This is a genomic window from Hymenobacter gummosus (genome assembly GCF_003970915.1).
Lineage (GTDB): Bacteria > Bacteroidota > Bacteroidia > Cytophagales > Hymenobacteraceae > Solirubrum > Solirubrum gummosum.
Genome location: NZ_RXOF01000004.1, coordinates 139,841 through 156,594 on the forward strand (window position 1 = coordinate 139,841; position 16,754 = coordinate 156,594).

Annotated in this window: 15 protein-coding genes and 1 tRNA gene; 6 read left to right on the forward strand and 10 right to left on the reverse strand. The window is 62.9% G+C overall.

The features are described 5' to 3' along the window. Positions 1–184: 184 nt before the first annotated feature. From EJV47_RS08675 to atpD, 6 genes are all read right to left on the reverse strand, one after another. Positions 185–544, reverse strand: coding sequence for an SdpI family protein (locus tag EJV47_RS08675; RefSeq protein ID WP_126692764.1), 360 nt, complete (start codon positions 542–544; stop codon positions 185–187). A 34-nt stretch (positions 545–578) separates the two neighbouring features. Further along, a complete protein-coding gene (locus EJV47_RS08680; RefSeq protein WP_126692765.1) occupies positions 579–1,706 on the reverse strand; it encodes a trans-sulfuration enzyme family protein in 1,128 nt (375 codons plus the stop codon). A gap of 149 nt (positions 1,707–1,855) precedes the next feature. Next, complete coding sequence (locus tag EJV47_RS08685; protein WP_243651070.1) at positions 1,856–2,956, reverse strand: AI-2E family transporter; 1,101 nt, start codon at positions 2,954–2,956, stop codon at positions 1,856–1,858. 81 nt (positions 2,957–3,037) lie between these two features. Next, positions 3,038–3,925, reverse strand: a complete 888-nt coding sequence (locus EJV47_RS08690; RefSeq protein WP_126692766.1) for a tetratricopeptide repeat protein — start codon at positions 3,923–3,925, stop codon at positions 3,038–3,040. A gap of 137 nt (positions 3,926–4,062) precedes the next feature. Further along, positions 4,063–4,308, reverse strand: a complete 246-nt coding sequence (atpC, locus tag EJV47_RS08695; protein ID WP_126692767.1) for an ATP synthase F1 subunit epsilon — start codon at positions 4,306–4,308, stop codon at positions 4,063–4,065. A gap of 108 nt (positions 4,309–4,416) precedes the next feature. Further along, a complete protein-coding gene (gene atpD / locus EJV47_RS08700; protein WP_126692768.1) occupies positions 4,417–5,922 on the reverse strand; it encodes a F0F1 ATP synthase subunit beta in 1,506 nt (501 codons plus the stop codon). A 255-nt stretch (positions 5,923–6,177) separates the two neighbouring features. On the opposite strand from atpD, the gene EJV47_RS08705 reads away from it, so the two are divergent. The 4 genes from EJV47_RS08705 (at position 6,178) to pth (ending at position 9,136) form a co-directional block, all read left to right on the forward strand. Further along, a tRNA-Gln gene (locus tag EJV47_RS08705) sits at positions 6,178–6,253 on the forward strand. A gap of 189 nt (positions 6,254–6,442) precedes the next feature. Next, positions 6,443–7,372, forward strand: coding sequence for a ribose-phosphate pyrophosphokinase (locus EJV47_RS08710; RefSeq protein WP_126692769.1), 930 nt, complete (start codon positions 6,443–6,445; stop codon positions 7,370–7,372). Between the two features lie 409 nt (positions 7,373–7,781). Next, on the forward strand, positions 7,782–8,354 hold the full coding sequence (locus tag EJV47_RS08715; protein ID WP_126692770.1) for a 50S ribosomal protein L25/general stress protein Ctc: 573 nt from the start codon (positions 7,782–7,784) through the stop codon (positions 8,352–8,354). A 215-nt stretch (positions 8,355–8,569) separates the two neighbouring features. Continuing rightward, positions 8,570–9,136 carry an aminoacyl-tRNA hydrolase gene (pth, locus tag EJV47_RS08720; RefSeq protein WP_126692771.1) on the forward strand — a complete coding sequence of 189 codons (567 nt, stop codon included), beginning with the start codon at positions 8,570–8,572 and terminating at the stop codon, positions 9,134–9,136. A gap of 233 nt (positions 9,137–9,369) precedes the next feature. Here pth and metG read toward each other — a convergent pair whose 3' ends face one another. Next, positions 9,370–11,415, reverse strand: a complete 2,046-nt coding sequence (metG, locus tag EJV47_RS08725; RefSeq protein ID WP_126692772.1) for a methionine--tRNA ligase — start codon at positions 11,413–11,415, stop codon at positions 9,370–9,372. A 213-nt stretch (positions 11,416–11,628) separates the two neighbouring features. Between metG and EJV47_RS08730 the strand changes: the two genes are divergently transcribed. Further along, the gene (locus EJV47_RS08730; protein ID WP_126692773.1) at positions 11,629–12,321 is read left to right on the forward strand and encodes a hypothetical protein; all 693 of its coding nucleotides are present in this window, start codon (positions 11,629–11,631) and stop codon (positions 12,319–12,321) included. 81 nt (positions 12,322–12,402) lie between these two features. Here the strand turns inward: EJV47_RS08730 and EJV47_RS08735 are convergent, their stop codons facing one another. The 3 genes from EJV47_RS08735 to msrB all read right to left on the reverse strand — a co-directional run bounded on the left by EJV47_RS08735 (position 12,403) and on the right by msrB (position 14,663). Then, positions 12,403–12,774 (reverse strand): hypothetical protein, encoded by a 372-nt coding sequence (locus EJV47_RS08735; RefSeq protein WP_126692774.1) that lies wholly within the window; start codon positions 12,772–12,774, stop codon positions 12,403–12,405. 177 nt (positions 12,775–12,951) lie between these two features. After that, positions 12,952–13,722 (reverse strand): DUF3050 domain-containing protein, encoded by a 771-nt coding sequence (locus tag EJV47_RS08740; protein WP_126692775.1) that lies wholly within the window; start codon positions 13,720–13,722, stop codon positions 12,952–12,954. A gap of 368 nt (positions 13,723–14,090) precedes the next feature. Further along, complete coding sequence (gene msrB, locus EJV47_RS08745; RefSeq protein WP_126692776.1) at positions 14,091–14,663, reverse strand: peptide-methionine (R)-S-oxide reductase MsrB; 573 nt, start codon at positions 14,661–14,663, stop codon at positions 14,091–14,093. 184 nt (positions 14,664–14,847) lie between these two features. On the opposite strand from msrB, the gene typA reads away from it, so the two are divergent. After that, positions 14,848–16,656 (forward strand): translational GTPase TypA, encoded by a 1,809-nt coding sequence (gene typA / locus EJV47_RS08750; RefSeq protein WP_126692777.1) that lies wholly within the window; start codon positions 14,848–14,850, stop codon positions 16,654–16,656. Positions 16,657–16,754: the final 98 nt, after the last annotated feature.

Genomic DNA, 16,754 nt, shown 5'->3' on the forward strand with positions numbered 1-16,754 from the left:
GGAAGTTCATAAAGTTCAACTACCAGTCTAAAATGCCCGCTTACCAGTACAAAAACCGCGCGCGGGGGTACAAAAGCCAAGACCTCCCTATAGCTCAACAGAGTAGTAACCCCGTTTAGCAGACGAAAAATGCGCGTTCAGTTTTCGTAAGCTGGTTTACGACCGGCCGTGGTATGTGGTGAAATCAGCCGCGCAGCTGGCCCTGCTCGTCGAAATGGTGCTGCAGGTGGCGCTCCGTGCGCACCGCCCCGAACAGCAGCCCGGCTACCAGTACCACCGCCAGTATTAGCAGCGCCCCGGGCAGGCCGAGCAGCAGCGCCGCCGCAGTGGCCACTACCGGCAGCGTCCAACTCAGGCGCCAGAAGTAGCGGGCAAAGTAGCTGTTGGCCGCCTGCCAGGTGGCGGCATTGCGCATGGAGCGGGCCGTGCGGTAGCCGTACAGCCAGTTGATCTGCTGCGGCGGCCGGTAGCGCGTCAGGCCGGCAACGAGCAGCATCAGGCCGCAGATGGCAGCCAGCACGAGGAGGTCGATGGGGTTAGTCATAAGAATCGGATGAATAGTGTATTCAAAGTAACGATTATACGTCCAACGCCTGTTGCAGGTCGGCCAGCAGCTCCTCGGCCGGCTCGATGCCCACCGACAGCCGCACCAAGCCCGTCGTGATGCCCAGGGCCTGCTGCTGCTCGGCCGTCAGGGCCCGGTGCGAGGTGCCCAGCGGATACGACAACGACGAATCGACCCCGGCCAGAGAGGGCGCGAAAGGGAAGCGGCGGCTGCGGCGCATAAAGCGGCTGACTACCTCCTTGTCGTCGGCGAGCTTGAAGGAGAGCATGCCGCCACACAGGCCCCCGCCCTGCTCCAGGGCCAGCGCGTGCTGCTCGTGGGTGGGCAGGCCGGGGTAGTATACCTCCCGGACGGCGGGGTGGCCCAGCAGCAGCCGGGCCACGGCCAGGGCGTTGTGGCTGTGCTCCCGCATGCGCAGGCGCAGGGTTTTCAGCCCGCGCACGGCCAGCCAGCTTTCCATGGGGCTCAGCGTGAGGCCGTAGAATACGCCGATCTGCTTGAGCCGGGCGGCCACCTCCGCGTCGGCGGCCACGGTTACGCCGGCCGTCACGTCGGAGTGCCCGCTCACGTACTTGGTCACGCTGTGCAGGCTGATATCGGCGCCCAGCAGCAAGGGCTTGGTCAGCACCGGCGAGGCGAAGGTGTTGTCGACCACCAGCTTCAGCCCGAGGGCGTGGCAGTGGGCGGCCAGGCGGCGCAAATCGGCCACGCGCAGCAGCGGGTTGCTGATGGTTTCGGCCAGCAGCAGGCGGGTGGTGGGCTGCACGTACTGCTCCAAGGCGTACAGCTGCTCGAAGGGCACGTAGGTAGTGGTGATGCCCAGGCGGCTCAACTCGGCATTGAGCAGCGCCGCCGAGCCGCCGTAGATGTCGGCCGCGCACAGCACATGGTCGCCGGCCTGGCAGTAGGCCAGCACCGCCGCGAAGATGGCCGCCATGCCCGAAGACGTAGCCACGGCCCCCGCCCCGCCTTCCAGCTGGTTGACGGCCTCGGCCAGCTCGTCGGAGTTGGGGTTGCCGTTGCGCGAGTACAGGTAGCGGCTCGTGGTATCGGCGAAGTACTCATCCAGCTCGTCCAGGTCCTGAAACTTGAAGACCGAGCTCTGGTAGATGGGCGTGATTTTCGGATTGATGGTGGTCATGGACTGCGGGTGGGTAGGCGGCACGGGCAACGAAACAACGGCCGGGCTGCCCCGACCGCGCTGCAAGCTACGCCCGCCGCGGCTTTCGCGCCATTGGCTCCCGGCTTTCGGGAGTGGCAGCAAGCCGCGGCCCAGCGGCAGCTACTTCGCTATACCGCGCCGCCGCCGGGCTTGCCTTCGGCTTCGCGGGCCGCGGCGGCCACCCGGGCGGCCCGGTTTTCGCGCCGGAACACCTCCATCAGCACCAGGAAGTACGATACCAGCAGCGGCCCCACCACCAGCCCGATAATGCCGAAGATTTCCAGGCCCAGCACCAGCCCAATGAGCGTGACGAGCGGGTGAATGTCGCCCATGCGCTTGGCCAGGAAGATGCGCAGCACGTTGTCGATGTTGATGATGACGATGAGCCCCGCCGCCAGGATGCCGATGGCCGCGGCCTTTTCGCCGTGGGCAAACTGGTACAGCGCCGCGGGGCCCCACACCAGTGGCGTGCCCAGCATGGGAATAAAGGCCATAAATACGGCCACCACGCCCCAGAACAGCGGATCGGGCACGCCGCCAATCCACAGCGTGAGGCCCGTGAGCGTGCCCTGCACCAGGGCCACCAGCGCCTGGCCCAGCACGTTGGCCTGTACGGTGTTCTTGAGCGACTCGCCCAGCTCGTCCATCGTTTCGGCGCGGAAGGGCAGGTAGCGCCGCAGCCCGATGAGGAAGTATGTTTCCTGCATAAACAGGTAGTACAGCGTGAACAGCATCAGGCCCACCACCAGCACCACGTTCAGGGCGCTGCTGGCCAGCGTGGTCAGCCAGCGGCTCACCTGCCCGGCGCTCTGCTGCAGCAGCTCGCGCGCGTTCTGCTGCTCGGTTAGCTTGACGCCGGTGGCCTGCTCCACCCGGTGCAGCACGTCCAGCACCTGGTCGGGGTTCTGCACGAACACGATGAGCCGGTTGATGAGCATGGAGCTCAGGGCGTAGAAGGGAATCACCAGCACCACCACCGTCAGCACCAGGATGCCGATGGTGACCAGCTGCCGATTCCAGCGCCGCCGGTGCACCAGCGCCACCCACAGCGGCCGAAATACCACGAACAGGATGCCCGCCGCCAGAAAAGCCGTCAGGTACTGAGCCAGCCCGAACAGCATCAGCCCCGCCAGCCCCAGGATGGAGGCAATCAGCAGCACGTGCCGCTGCCGGGGCGTGTAGATGTTCTCGATGGCGCTGAAGATGTCGGGGGCCGGGGGGCGCGGCATAGGAAGGCGGGTTAAAACCTGCCGCAACCTACGGACAACGGCGTCGTTTCGCTTCAATCCGCCCGCCAAAAAGCCGCCCTGCTACTTCAGCTTGCGCACCCGCGGGGCCAGGGCGGCCACGGCTTCCTGGGAGCCGGGCAGTTGCCGGAGCTGGGCCAGGTACTGCTCGGCCTCGGCTTTGCGCTTGAGGTCCACGGCCATCTGCGTGAGGTTGGCCACCGTGTAAAAGTCCTGGGGCTGTAGCTTGTCGGCCTGCTGCATGTAGTCGTAGGCCTTGGGCAGCTCCCCCTTGCTGCGGTGGTACAGGCCCAGGTTGAAGGGCCCCAGGGAGCTTTGCGGGTAGTGCCGGGCAATCAGCGCGGCCAGCTGTCCGCCCGCTTCCACCGCGGCCGGCCCCTCCTGCTGCCAGTAGTGGTTGGCGTACTGCTCCAGGGCCTGGGGCAGAAACTGCGCCTCCGGTTCGGGCAGCGGCTGCCCGCCGCTCCAGTACCAGGGGCGGCCCTGGGCGTGCCCGGCCAGGGCCTCGGTCAGAGCTTTTATTTCCTCGGCGGGCTGCCCGGTTTCCTCGTAGGTTTTGGCCAGCCCGAACCACATGTCCAGCCGATCGGGCGCCACCGCCAGGCCCTGCCGCAGCACGGCGCAGGCCCGGTCGGCCAGATCGGGACGGTAGCCCGAGCCGAGGGTGCCCGCCACCTTGCCCTTCTTATCCTTGAGCACCAGGGCGCCGGCCTGCCCGCTGCCCGAACGCAGCTCGATAACTTCGGCCTGCTTGAGCAGGTAGTTGAAGCGGGTAATGTAGCCCTCGGGGTCCTGGGGCCGGGCCTGTTGCCAGCGCCGCAGCACCTGCCAGGTAGCGGCCGAGTCGCCCCGCTGGTATGCGGCCCGAAACTCGGCCCCGAAGTCCTGGGCCGTGGCCGGCGTGGCGCCCAGCAGCCCGATAATCATCCACAGCGGATACTGTTTGCGCATTGTTGGTTAGCTCTTAGCGTGAAACTCTTTCAAGGTAAGGGTTGCAGTGGCCCCGCCAAGCAGTTCACTCGTGCGGGCACAAAAAAGCCCCGCGGCCGTTTCCGGTCCGCGGGGCTTCCCCGTGGGTTCGTTGCCGCCTAAGCCAGTACCGACTCGGCCAGCAGCGTTACGTTGTTGCGCAGCACTTCCACCACGCCGCCGCTCACCTGGAACGACTCGCGGCCCGTGGCGCTGGTCACGCGCACCTCGCCGGCTTGCAGGGCGGCAATCATCGGCGCGTGGTTGTTGAGCACTTCAAACTGGCCGGCAGCGCCCGGAAATACGGCCGAGGAAACTTCCCCCTCGAACACCTTCCGGTCCGGCGTGATGATTTCTAAACGCATGGCTTTCTAATGTGAGAAATGTGGAGAATGTGCTTAATGTGCTGATGTGAGGGTGTTGCCGAGGCATTTTTCACATTTCCCACATCAGCACATTCTTCACATTAGAAATTAGCGGGCCTCGGCCAGCAGACGCTCACCCTTGGCTACGGCATCCTCGATGGTGCCCACCAGGTTGAAGGCGGCCTCGGGCAGGTGGTCGTACTGCCCGTCGATGATGGCGTTGAAGCCTTTGATGGTGTCCTTGATGTCTACCAGCACGCCTTTCAGGCCGGTAAACTGCTCGGCCACGTGGAAGGGCTGCGACAGGAAGCGCTGCACGCGACGGGCGCGCGACACGACCAGCTTGTCTTCCTCCGAGAGTTCGTCCATCCCAAGGATGGCGATGATGTCCTGCAGTTCCTTGTAGCGCTGCAGAATCTCCTTCACGCGCTGGGCCGTGTTGTAGTGCTCGTCGCCGATGATGCTGGCGTCGAGGATACGCGAGGTCGAGTCGAGCGGGTCAACGGCCGGGTAGATACCCAGCTCGGCGATTTTACGCGACAGTACCGTGGTGGCGTCCAAGTGGGCGAAGGTCGTAGCCGGGGCCGGGTCAGTCAAGTCGTCAGCCGGTACATATACTGCCTGCACCGAGGTGATGGAGCCGCGCTTGGTGGAGGTGATGCGCTCCTGCATGGCACCCATTTCGGTAGCCAGCGTGGGCTGGTAACCTACGGCCGAGGGCATACGGCCCAGCAGAGCCGATACTTCCGAACCAGCCTGGGTAAAGCGGAAGATGTTGTCGACGAAGAACAGGATGTCGCGGCCGGCGCCGGTGCCGTCGCCGTCGCGGAAGTTCTCGGCCACCGTCAGACCCGACAGGGCCACGCGGGCGCGGGCTCCGGGGGGCTCGTTCATCTGGCCGAACACGAAGGTGGCCTTCGAGTTGGTCATGCCCTGCACGTCCACCGCGTCGAGGTTCCACTCGCCTTTCTCCATGCCGTGCATGAACTCCTCGCCGTACTGTACGATGCCGGCTTCGATCATTTCGCGCAGCAGGTCATTGCCTTCGCGGGTACGCTCGCCCACACCGGCAAATACCGACAGACCCGAGTAGGCCTTGGCGATGTTGTTGATCAGCTCCTGAATCAGTACGGTCTTGCCTACGCCGGCACCCCCGAACAGACCGATCTTACCGCCCTTGGCGTAGGGTTCGATCAGGTCGATAACCTTGATACCGGTGTACAGTACCTCGGTGCTGGTGCTCAGGTCCTCGAAGCGCGGGGCCGAGCGGTGAATCGGCAGCGAGGTGTTGGTGGCGGGCTGGGGCAGGCCGTCGATGGCCTCGCCTACCACGTTGAACAGGCGGCCGAGCACGGCGTCGCCGGTCGGCATCTGGATCGGGGAGCCCAGGTCGCGCACTTCGGCGCCGCGGGTCAGACCGTCCGTCGAGTCCATGGCAATGGTGCGGACGCGGTCTTCGCCCAGGTGTTGCTGGCACTCCAGGATAACGCGCGTGCCGTTGTCCTTGATGACTTCGAGGGCGTCGAGAATGTTGGGAAGCTTGGTGCCTTCACCCGCGAAGCTCACGTCCACGACGGGGCCGATAACCTGGGTGATTTTGCCGGTATTCGCCATTGCAGTTCTTTATATGGGAGAATGAGAGCAGTTTCAGGCCGCAAAAGTACGGACCAATCGGCGCCCGAACAAACCAGCCCGGCAGCGAAAAAGCGCAGAAAGTTTTCTCGCTGAAAATCACCGGAAAAAGGGCCGTTTGGAGCGTTCTGAGGGGGTTTTGCGGAAATTTTTTTTCGCCGGAAATTTGGAGGCAGCAAAAACCTACCTACATTTGCAAACCCAAACGGCACAACCACTGGTTACCGCAAGGGAAATTGTCCGATGGTGTAACTGGCAACACGCTTGATTTTGATTCAAGAAAGTCCAGGTTCGAGCCCTGGTCGGACAACCAGAAAGGCGCCGGCCCCCTCTTCGGAGTGGGGTCGGCGCCTTTCGGTTTTTCTGGTTTCCGCCGGTCGGGCCACGCACTAGCGCTGGTCCGGGGCCCCAGCGGCCTGCGGACCAAGCTTCTAGCGCGCGTATTCCCCGACCTGCGGATGCCGGCTGCTTGTTTCGCTCACCAGTTCCTTTTTTTCTCTCAATGTCCTCGCAGGTCAAAATCTTCTCCGGTACCACGTCGCGCGCCGTGGCCGAAAAAATTGCCGCCGCCTACGGTCAGCCCCTCGGCGACCTTACCATCCAACGCTTCGCCGACTCCGAAATCGGCCCGAGCTTCAACGAAAGCGTGCGCGGCTGCGAAGTATTCCTTATCCAGAGCACCTTCCCGCCCTCCGACAACCTGATGGAGCTGATGCTGATGGTGGACGCGGCCAAGCGCGCCTCGGCCTACAAAGTCAACATCGTGATGCCCTACATGGGCTACACCCGCCAGGACCGCAAGGACAAGCCCCGCGTGAGCATCGGCGCCAAAGTGGTGGCCGAGTTCATCCAGAGCGTGGGCACCTCCCGCCTGATGACCTGCGACCTGCACGCCGGCCAGATTCAGGGCTTCTTCGACATTCCGGTGGACCACCTCGACGGCTCCACCATCACGGCTCCTTATATAAAGTCGCTGAACCTGGATAACCTCATCTTCGCCTCGCCCGACGTGGGCGGCGTGGTGCGCACCCGGGCGTTTGCCAAGAAGTTCGGCGCCGAAATCGTGGTCTGCGACAAGATGCGTCTGCGGGCCAACGAAATTGCCTCCATGCAGGTCATCGGCGACGTGACGGGCATGAACGTGGTGCTCGTCGATGACATCGTGGACACGGCCGGCACTATCTGCAAGGCCGCCGAGCTGCTGATGGAGCGCGGCGCGGCCTCGGTGCGGGCCGTCATTACCCACCCGGTGCTTAGCGGCCCGGCCCACGAGCGGATCCGCAACTCGGCCCTGGTAGAGCTGATTACCACCGACACCATTCCGCTGCGCGAGGAAAACGAGAAGATTCGCGTCATTTCGGTGGCCGACCTCTTCGCCCGCGCCATCCGCAACGTGGTGTCGCACGAGTCCATCAGCTCGCTGTTTGAATAGAGTCGGTTCCCGCTAAATCATCTGTCATCCTTCATCTGGCGTCCGCGCAGCGAAGAGCCTTCCTCGGGCCTAGAACAACCGAAAAACGCAGCCACTAATGCCCTTGACATTGGTGGCTGCGCTGTTTTGTGTCCACTAATAAAGCGTTTGCACTTCGTCGGCAGCGGCGGTGCTAAGCCTGAGGAAGGTCCTTGGCTTCGCCTTCCTTCGGTTCGCTGCGCGGACGCCAGATGAAGGATGACGTGCTTTATTGCCTCTCCCCCATTCACTTCCACACATATAGTACGCGGCCGCTTTTCAATCCCAACTTCTCCGCGTACCTTTGCGGCCCCTTCGGCCTCAACAGCCGGGTGGAATCATTTCATTTCAAGGCCTTTAACAGAGGCCACACTTTTTCAAACACCAGTTTATGAAAAGCCTGGAGATTGTAGGGTTTAAAAGAGCGAATCTCGGCAAGAAGGAAGCCAAGCGCCTGCGCCTGGAGTCGTACGTACCGTGCGTGATGTACGGTGGCGACGAGCAAGTTCACTTCTACGTGCCCGCCATCCTGTTCCGCGAACTGCTGTACACCCCCGAGGTGCACATCGTGGACCTGAACATTGAAGGCGACACCTACCGCGCCATCGTGCAGGACTCGCAGTTCCACCCCGTGAACGAGATGCTGCTGCACGTGGACTTCCTGCAGCTGCAGGAAGGCAAAGAAGTGCGCATGGACGTGCCGATCAAGTACGTGGGCACCTCGCCCGGCGTACAACAAGGCGGTAAGCTGGTATCGAAGCTGCGCAAGCTGAAAGTGAAAGCCCTGCCCGAAAACCTGCCCGACTACGTGGAGGTGAACATTTCGGACCTGGGCCTGGGCAAGTCGATCAAGGTAAGCAAGGTGGAAACCACCGACTACCAGATCCTGACCAACCCGCTGGCTCCCATTGCCACCGTGGCCATCCCGCGTGGTCTGCGCGGCCAGCTGCAAGCCGAGAAATAATCACGGATTCTTGCGGATTTTTCGGATTACACGGATTTCGTGGACGATTCGAGAAGGCTCCGCCTCCGCTGATAAGAAAGGCCGCCCTGAACCAGGGCGGCCTTTTTCGTACTCAATTGAATAGTTTTGCTTCGCGGCTGGGTTCGGAATTGTGGCGTTGGTGAATCGTGCACAAAATCCGTGTAATCCGAAAAATCCGCACGAATCCGTGATTTATGAAGTTTCTGATTCTCTGCCTGGGCAACATCGGGCCGGAATACGCTGATACGCGGCACAACGTGGGCTTCATGGTAGGCGACTACCTGGCCCGCAAGTTTGAGGCCCAGCCCTGGGCGCTGGGCCGGCACGCCTTCACCACCGAAATCAAGCACAAGGGCAAAACCTTCGTGCTGGTGAAGCCCACCACCTACATGAACCTGAGCGGCAAGGCCGCCGCGCACTGGCTCAGTACGCTGAAGCTGGAAAAGGAGCAGATGCTGGTGGTAACCGACGATTTGGCCCTGCCCTTCGGCAAATTGCGAATGAAAGGCAAAGGCTCGGCCGGCGGGCAAAACGGCCTGAAGCACATCCAGGAAACCCTGGGCAGCGACGAGTACGCCCGCCTGCGCTTTGGTATTGACTCCAGCTTCTCGAAGGGCCGGCAGGTAGACTACGTGCTCAGCCCTTTCTCGGAGGACGAGAAAATTGATTTGCCGCTGCGGCTGGAAAAGGCCGCCGACGCGGTGCTGGCGTTTGGCACGCTGGGCATCGAGCGGGCCATGAACGTGGTGAATGTGAAATAAAGCCGGCTCGGACAGCTGTCATTGCGAGGACGAAGGACGAAGCAATCTTTCCCCTCGCGGCAGAAACGCCCCAATTGGCACCAACCGAAAACGGCACCGCCCGAAACTGCAGAGTTTCGGGCGGTGCCGTTTTCAGTTGGCGCTTTCTGGTCAGCAGGCACTGAGTCGTTTGTGCTGCTAGGGGAAGGATTGCTTCGCTCTGCTCGCAATGACTGCTAACCGCATCGCCGCTTTTACGCCACGAACGAGCCGGGGCGCACGGGCTGGCCGGGCTGCATCAGGCTGAGCTTGCCGTCGGCGTTTTCGGCCAGCAGCAGCATGCCCTGGCTTTCGATGCCCTTGATTTCGCGCGGGGCGAGGTTCAGCAGCACCAGGGCCTGCTGGCCCACGAGCTGCTCGGGCGTGAAGTGCTCGGCAATGCCCGACACGATGGTGCGCTTATCCAGGCCGGTGTCGACGGTGAGCTTGAGCAGCTTCTTGGTCTTGGCCACTTTCTCCACGGTGAGGATGGTGCCGATGCGCAGGTCCATGCGGCCGAAGTCCTCGAATGATACGTTTTCCTTGGCCGGCAGCACGGGCGCGTTGGCCAGCTGGTTGGCCAGCTTGGTGTCGAGCAGCTTCTGCACCTGGGCTTCCACCGTCTTGTCCTCGATTTTGTCGAAGAGCAGGAAAGCTTCGCCCAGCTGCTGACCAGCGGGCAGCGCATCGGCGCGGCCAGCGTCGGCCCAATTGCCTTTTTCGACGTTGAGCATCCGGCCCAGGTTAGTCGAGGCCACAGGCAGGAAGGGCTCCATCAGCGTGACCAGCGCGGCGGCCAGTTGCAGGGCCACGTGCAGCACGGTACCGGTACGGGCTTCGTCGGTTTTGATGAGCTTCCAGGGCTCGGTATCGGCCAGGTACTTGTTGCCCAGGCGCGTGAGGTTCATCAGCTCGTTGAGCGCGTCGCGGAAGCGGTAGTTTTCAATCAGCTCCCCGATGCGCGCCGGGAATTCGGCCAGTTGGGCGTACACTTCCTGCTCCTGCGCGGTCAGCTCACCGGCGGCGGGCACTTTGCCGCCGAAGAACTTATGCGTCAGTACCACGGCGCGGTTGACGAAGTTGCCGAGGTTGGCAACCAGCTCGTTGTTGTTGCGGGCCTGGAAGTCCTTCCAGGTGAAGTCGTTGTCCTTGGTTTCGGGGGCGTTGGCGCAGAGCACGTAGCGCAGCACGTCGGCCTTGCCGGGGAAGTCCTGCAGGTACTCGTGCAGCCACACGGCCCAGTTGCGCGAGGTGCTGATTTTGTCGCCTTCCAGGTTCAGAAACTCGTTGGCGGGCACGTTGTCGGGCAGGATAAAGTCGCCGTGGGCCTTGAGCATCGCCGGGAAGATGATGCAGTGGAACACGATGTTGTCCTTACCGATGAAGTGCAGCAGCTTGGTGCCCGGGTCCTGCCAGTACTTCTGCCACTCGCCCTCGGGCAGCAGGTCCTTGGTGGCCGAGATGTAGCCGATGGGCGCGTCGAACCACACGTAGAGCACCTTGCCGTCGGCGCCTTCCACGGGCACGGGCACGCCCCAGTCCAGGTCGCGCGTTACGGCCCGGGGGTGGAGGCCCTGGTCGATCCACGACTTGCACTGCCCGTACACGTTGGTTTTCCAGTCCTGCTTGTGGCCTTCCACAATCCACTCGCGCAGCCAGGGCTCGTACTGGTCGAGCGGGAGGTACCAGTGCTTGGTTTCGCGCAGCACGGGCTGGTTGCCAGAGAGCATGGAACGCGGGTTGATGAGCTCCGTCGGGCTCAGCGAGGAGCCGCACCGCTCGCACTGGTCGCCGTAGGCATTTTCATTGGCGCAGGTGGGGCAGGTGCCCACGATGTAGCGGTCGGCCAGGAATTGCTCGGCCTGCTCGTCGTAATACTGCTGCGACACCTGCTCGGTGAACTGCCCGGCGTCGTACATCTTGCGGAAGAAGTCGGAGGCCGTCTGGCGGTGCGTCTCGTTGGAGGTGCGCGAGTAGATGTCGAACGACACGCCAAATTCCTTGAATGAGTCGCGGATGATGGCGTGGTACTTATCGACCACCTGCTGCGGGGTCACGCCCTCCTTCTGGGCGCGGATGGTGATGGGCACGCCGTGCTCGTCGGAGCCGCAGATAAACTTCACGTCGCGGCCCTGGGCGCGCTGGTAGCGCACGTAGATATCGGCGGGCAGGTACACGCCGGCCAGGTGGCCGATGTGCACCGGGCCGTTGGCGTAGGGCAGCGCCGCCGTCACGGTATAGCGTTGGGGAGTGGTTTGCATCAGGTAGGGAAAACAGCCGAAGCCGGCCCGGGGTTGGCTCGGCCGGACAAATTCAAATTTGGAAGCGCAAAGAAACGACGATTGGGCTACAGTTGCGGCCTTCGGCTGACGGTGGCAGCAGGCGTGAGTCCAAAAAACTTAACATAACCTTTCCATAACAATTACCTTGTTTTGCGCGTCCAATACAGGATTGACGCCTAACCCCGACGCCCCATGGCCGCTACTACCGCACCCGAAACCCAGGCTGCTCCCCAACCGGAGGAGCTGGCTGGCAAGAAAAAAGACAAGAAAGCTTTGAGCAAGGAGGAGCGCAAAGCCCTGAAAGCCGAGGAAAAAGCCCAGGAGAAGGCGGCCAAGGCCGAGCGCAAAGCCGCCAAAACCCAAGACAAAGCCCCGAGCCTGGCCGCCCACACCAGCATCGATTTGCCCGCCGAAGCTCCGGAGCCCTCGAAAAAAGAGCTGAAAAAGCAGGCCAAAGCCGCGGCCAAGCAGGCGCAGAAAGACCTCGACAAGCGCGTCAAGGAGCTGGCCAAGCAGATTCGCAAGGAAACCAAGGCCAAAATCAAGGCCCTGGTGGCGGAGGCTACCCAGCGGCTGGAGCAGGAAACGCGGCAGCTGTTTGCCGACGCCCTGAGCGCCGTGGCCCCCGGCGGCCCCGAAAGCCCGGCCGTAGAAGCTGCCCCGGCCGCCGCTCCGGCCCGCAAATCGACGCCGGCCCGCCGGCCTGCGCCGCGCAAAACGGCGGCTTCGGCCCCGGCGCCGGTAGCCAAACCGGCCGCCGCACCGGCCCGCGCCAACCGTTCCCGCACCTCCGCCGCCGGCCGCCCCAGCCCGGCCCGCCAGTCTGCCGCCCCGGGCAACAACGGCACGAACAACGAGGCTGCCGCGGCCGTTACCGACCTGTAGGCCCGTTCTCCCCAAACAAGCACCGGCCCGGCCTGCACTGCGCAGGCCGGGCCGGTGCTTGTTTGGGGCAGGCTCGAAAGCTTAAGGCCGCGGGGTGGGCAGCGGAGGCCGGAGCGTGTCGGTGGTGGTGATGTTGGAATTGCCCTGGATGCGGCGCATGCGCGTTTCCTGGGGCGTGTTGTTCGGGTCGTTGGTGTTGACGGACTCGATGCGCTGACGGCCGCCGCTGGCCGCGGCCTGTTCGCGCACCTGCGGAACACGGCCGGGCGTAGCATCCGGCGCCGCCCCACCGGCCCCGATGCCGCGGTTATAAGCAGCCTGCCGGTCGGCGTCGGTGCGGATTTCGGTGGGGGCGCGGTCGACTTCGGCGGCGGTATCGGAGGCGGTGCAGGCCGGCAGGCTCAGGGCCAGCAGCACAGCGGCCGGAAGCAGGATGGGGCGGAATAGGCTCATGGAGGAAGGGGCGGCAACTGAAGGTGCCCTCCCCTGCTGAACGTAAGCCGCGGGCGGAGGTTCTTCTCAATTAGGGTAGGAGGGTGTGAGGGCATGGGTTTAGGAGTTGTCGTTCTGGCTCTGCCGCTTCCTATGATGCCACTGACTCCTACCCTCACTCCCGCTTACCCTGCTGCCCTACCCAAGCGCCTCGCGGATGCCGTCCCACAGCGCCACGCGGGCCTGCATGCCGCGGGCGGCCACGTCGGCGGCCTCCTGCCACTTCTGCTCATCGTCGCCGCACAGCTCACGCACCATTTGCTGGGCCAGCGGCGCGTGGGCTTCCTCGTCCAGCTCGATGTGGCGGTTGAGGTAGTAGGTAAAGGTGTCGAGCTGGCCGGGAAAGCGGCGGCTCAAATCGGCGACGAGGTGGCGAAACATATCGGGAATCACGTCTTCGCGGCCGAAGGTAAAGGCGGCAGCCACGGCGTGCGCCTGTCCGGAATTGATTACCTCGAACGTCTGACGCACGAAGGTGCGGACGCTGGCCGGAGCGTCGGCGGCTTCCAGGGCGTTGTCAAGGTCCCGGCCTTGGGCCAGCGCATCGAGCAGGCGCTGCACGGGCTGGGTGTCGGCGCCGCACTCCTGCATGGCGCGCAGGTACAGCTCGAAGTGGCTGGTGGCGCGGCCTTCGGGGTCGACGTCGGTTTCCTCTTCCAGCACGATTTCGTTGATGAGGCGGCGGGTGCTGGCAGTGCCTTTGGGCACCCAGGGCAAGGTTACGCAGGTCAGCTCGCGCTGCAGGGCTTTGAGCAGGGACATGAAATCCCACACGGCGAAGACGTGGTGCTGCATGAACACGCGCAGATCATCGAGCGCGTGCAAGGATTGGTACACCGAATGGTCGACGAGCTGCTGGCGGGCCGGGGCCAGGGCTTGTTGCAGGGTGGTAATGCGGTCTTGGGACATTGGAAAATGCGGCAACTTGATTCATCGGCGGCGCGCCGACACGGCAAAGGTCGGGCGGCCGGGCCGCAATTACGTAATCCGCCGGGCCGGCGGATTGTCGAACCGGACTCAAGCGACGGTTCGCCCCGCTGTCATTGTGAGCGAAGCCGCGGCACCCGTAGGAAGGCGTAGCCAATCCTTCCTCTCGCGGCACGACGGCACGAGAAGCACTAACTGAAAAACTGGCAGAAGCCAAACCAGCCGCGCCCGAAACCAGAGACTTTGGCTTCGGGCGCGGCTGGTTTGGCTTCTGCCAGTTGGGCCGTTTGTGCTGCCAGAGGAAGGCTTGCTTCGTCCTTCATCCTCGCAATGACGGCCACCCGAACCGCCTACTTCGTCGGCTCGAACACCAGGGCGTTGCCGTCCATGCAGTAGCGCAGGCCGGTGGGCTTGGGGCCGTCGTTGAACACGTGGCCGAGGTGGCCGCCGCACTTGGCGCAGAGGATTTCGTCGCGGCTCATGCCCAGCGAGTTGTCACCCGTGACTTTCACGCTTTCGTTGGTAGCCGGCGCCCAGAAGCTCGGCCAGCCCGTGCCCGACTCGAATTTCTCCGAGCTGTAGAAGAGCAGGTTGTGGTCGGCGGCGCAGTAATAGCTGCCCTTGGCGTGGTTGTCGTGGTACTTGCCGGTGAAGGGCCGCTCGGTGCCCTGCTGGCGCAGGATGTAGTACTGATCGGGCGTGAGCTGGGCTTTCCACTGCGCATCGGTTTTGCGCACCGGAAACTCGTTGGGCTTGCCCGTTACGGGCTGGGCCTTGGGGTAATCTTTGGTGGCCGCCGTCTGGCCGGTGACTTTGGCGTTGGGCGGGTTGGGGCCGGTGGGCTCGGTCTGCTTGGCGTTCTGCGAGCAGGCGGGCAAGGTGGTCAGGCACAGCAGGCTAAGCAGCAGGGTGACGGGTTTCATGACAGCAGTTTCGGGGGACTAAAGGCCGGGGCAAAAGCCAGTGATACAAGCAGAACGCAGGGCCTTTTTGATTTGTTCGGCTTACCTACGAGGCTAAGCACCAGTATGGTTTGCCCCGAAACATTAAGGGTAACAAGCATTTGCGCGAAACATTCCGTACCTTTGCGCCCGCAAAACCGCTCTCATGCAGAACATTCGCAACATCGCCATTATCGCACACGTTGACCACGGCAAAACGACGCTCGTGGACAAGATCATCCACGCTTCGAAGCTGTTCGGGGAACACCAGCAGTTCGACGACCTGATCCTGGACAACAACGACCTGGAGCGGGAACGTGGCATTACCATCGTCTCCAAGAACGTATCGGTACGCTACAAAGACGTAAAAATCAACATCATCGACACCCCTGGTCACGCCGACTTCGGCGGCGAGGTGGAGCGCGTACTGAAGATGGCCGACGGCGTGCTGCTGCTCGTCGACGCCTTCGAAGGCGCCATGCCCCAGACCCGCTTCGTGCTGTCGAAAGCCATCGACCTGGGCCTGAAGCCCATCGTGGTGGTGAACAAAGTCGACAAGGAAAACTGCCGCCCCGAAGAGGTGCACGAGCAGGTGTTCGACCTGATGTTCAACCTCGGCGCTACCGAAGACCAGCTGGACTTCGTGACGCTGTACGGCTCCTCGAAGCAGGGCTGGATGAGCACCGACTGGAAGCAGAAAACCGAGGACATCACCCCGCTGCTCGACGCTGTTATTGCCTCCATCCCGCCGGCCCCGTTCATCGACGGCACCCCGCAGATGCAGGTGACTTCGCTCGACTACTCGGCTTTCGTGGGCCGCATTGCCATCGGGCGCGTACACCGCGGCACCCTGAAAGAGGGCGCCAACATGAGCCTGATGAAGGCCGACGGCACCATCAAGAAGGTGAAGATTAAAGACCTGCAGGTATTCGAAGGCCTGGGCAAAGCCAAGGTTTCGGAAGTATCAGCCGGGGAAATCTGCGCCGTGACCGGTATCGAAGGCTTCGACATCGGCGACACCATTGCCGACGCCGAGAACCCCGAGGCCCTGAGCCGCATCAGCATCGACGAGCCGACGATGAACATGCTGTTCACCATCAACAACTCGCCCTTCTTCGGCAAGGAAGGCAAGTTCGTGACCTCGCGCCACCTGCGCGACCGTCTGAACAAGGAAACCGAGAAAAACCTGGCTCTGCGCGTGCAGGAAACCGACCGCGAAGACTCCTTCCTGGTGTACGGCCGCGGCATTCTGCACTTGTCGGTACTCATCGAAACGATGCGCCGCGAGGGCTACGAGCTGCAGGTAGGCCAGCCGCAAGTGCTCTACAAGGAGGACGAGAACGGCGACCGTCTGGAGCCCATTGAGCACCTGGTGGTGGACGTGCCGGAGGAAACCGCCGGTAAGGTTATCGAGCTGGTAACCATGCGCAAGGGCGAGCTGACCATCATGGAGCCCAAGGGCGACCTGCAGCACCTGGAGTTCAACATCCCGTCGCGCGGCCTGATTGGCCTGCGCAACAACGTGCTGACGGCCACCGCCGGGGAAGCCATCATGAACCACCGCTTCCAGAGCTACGAGCCGTACAAGGGCACCATTCCGGGCCGCATCAGCGGTTCGCTCATCTCGATGGAAGCCGGCGCGGCCACGGCCTACACCCTGGACAAGATGCAGGACCGCGGGGAGTTCTTCATCGACCCGGGCGAAGAAGTGTACGGCGGCCAGGTTATCGGCGAGCATACCCGCCCGAACGATTTGACCATCAACCTGCAGAAGGGCAAGAAGCTCACCAACATGCGCGCCTCGGGCTCGGATGAAAACGTGAAGATTCAGCCCAAGCGCCAGTTCTCGCTGGAAGACGCCATGGAATACATCCAGAAGGATGAATACCTGGAAGTGACGCCCAAGAGCATCCGCATGCGCAAGATTTTGCTCGACGAAAACGAGCGTCTGCGCTTCGCCAAAAAGGCCGACTAATTCTTCGTTGGTTGTTCGTTATTCGCAGGAAACGGCGCGGCTTCGGTCGCGCCGTTTTCATTTCCGGCCGGTTCTAGCATGTACGGCTGGCGGGAGCG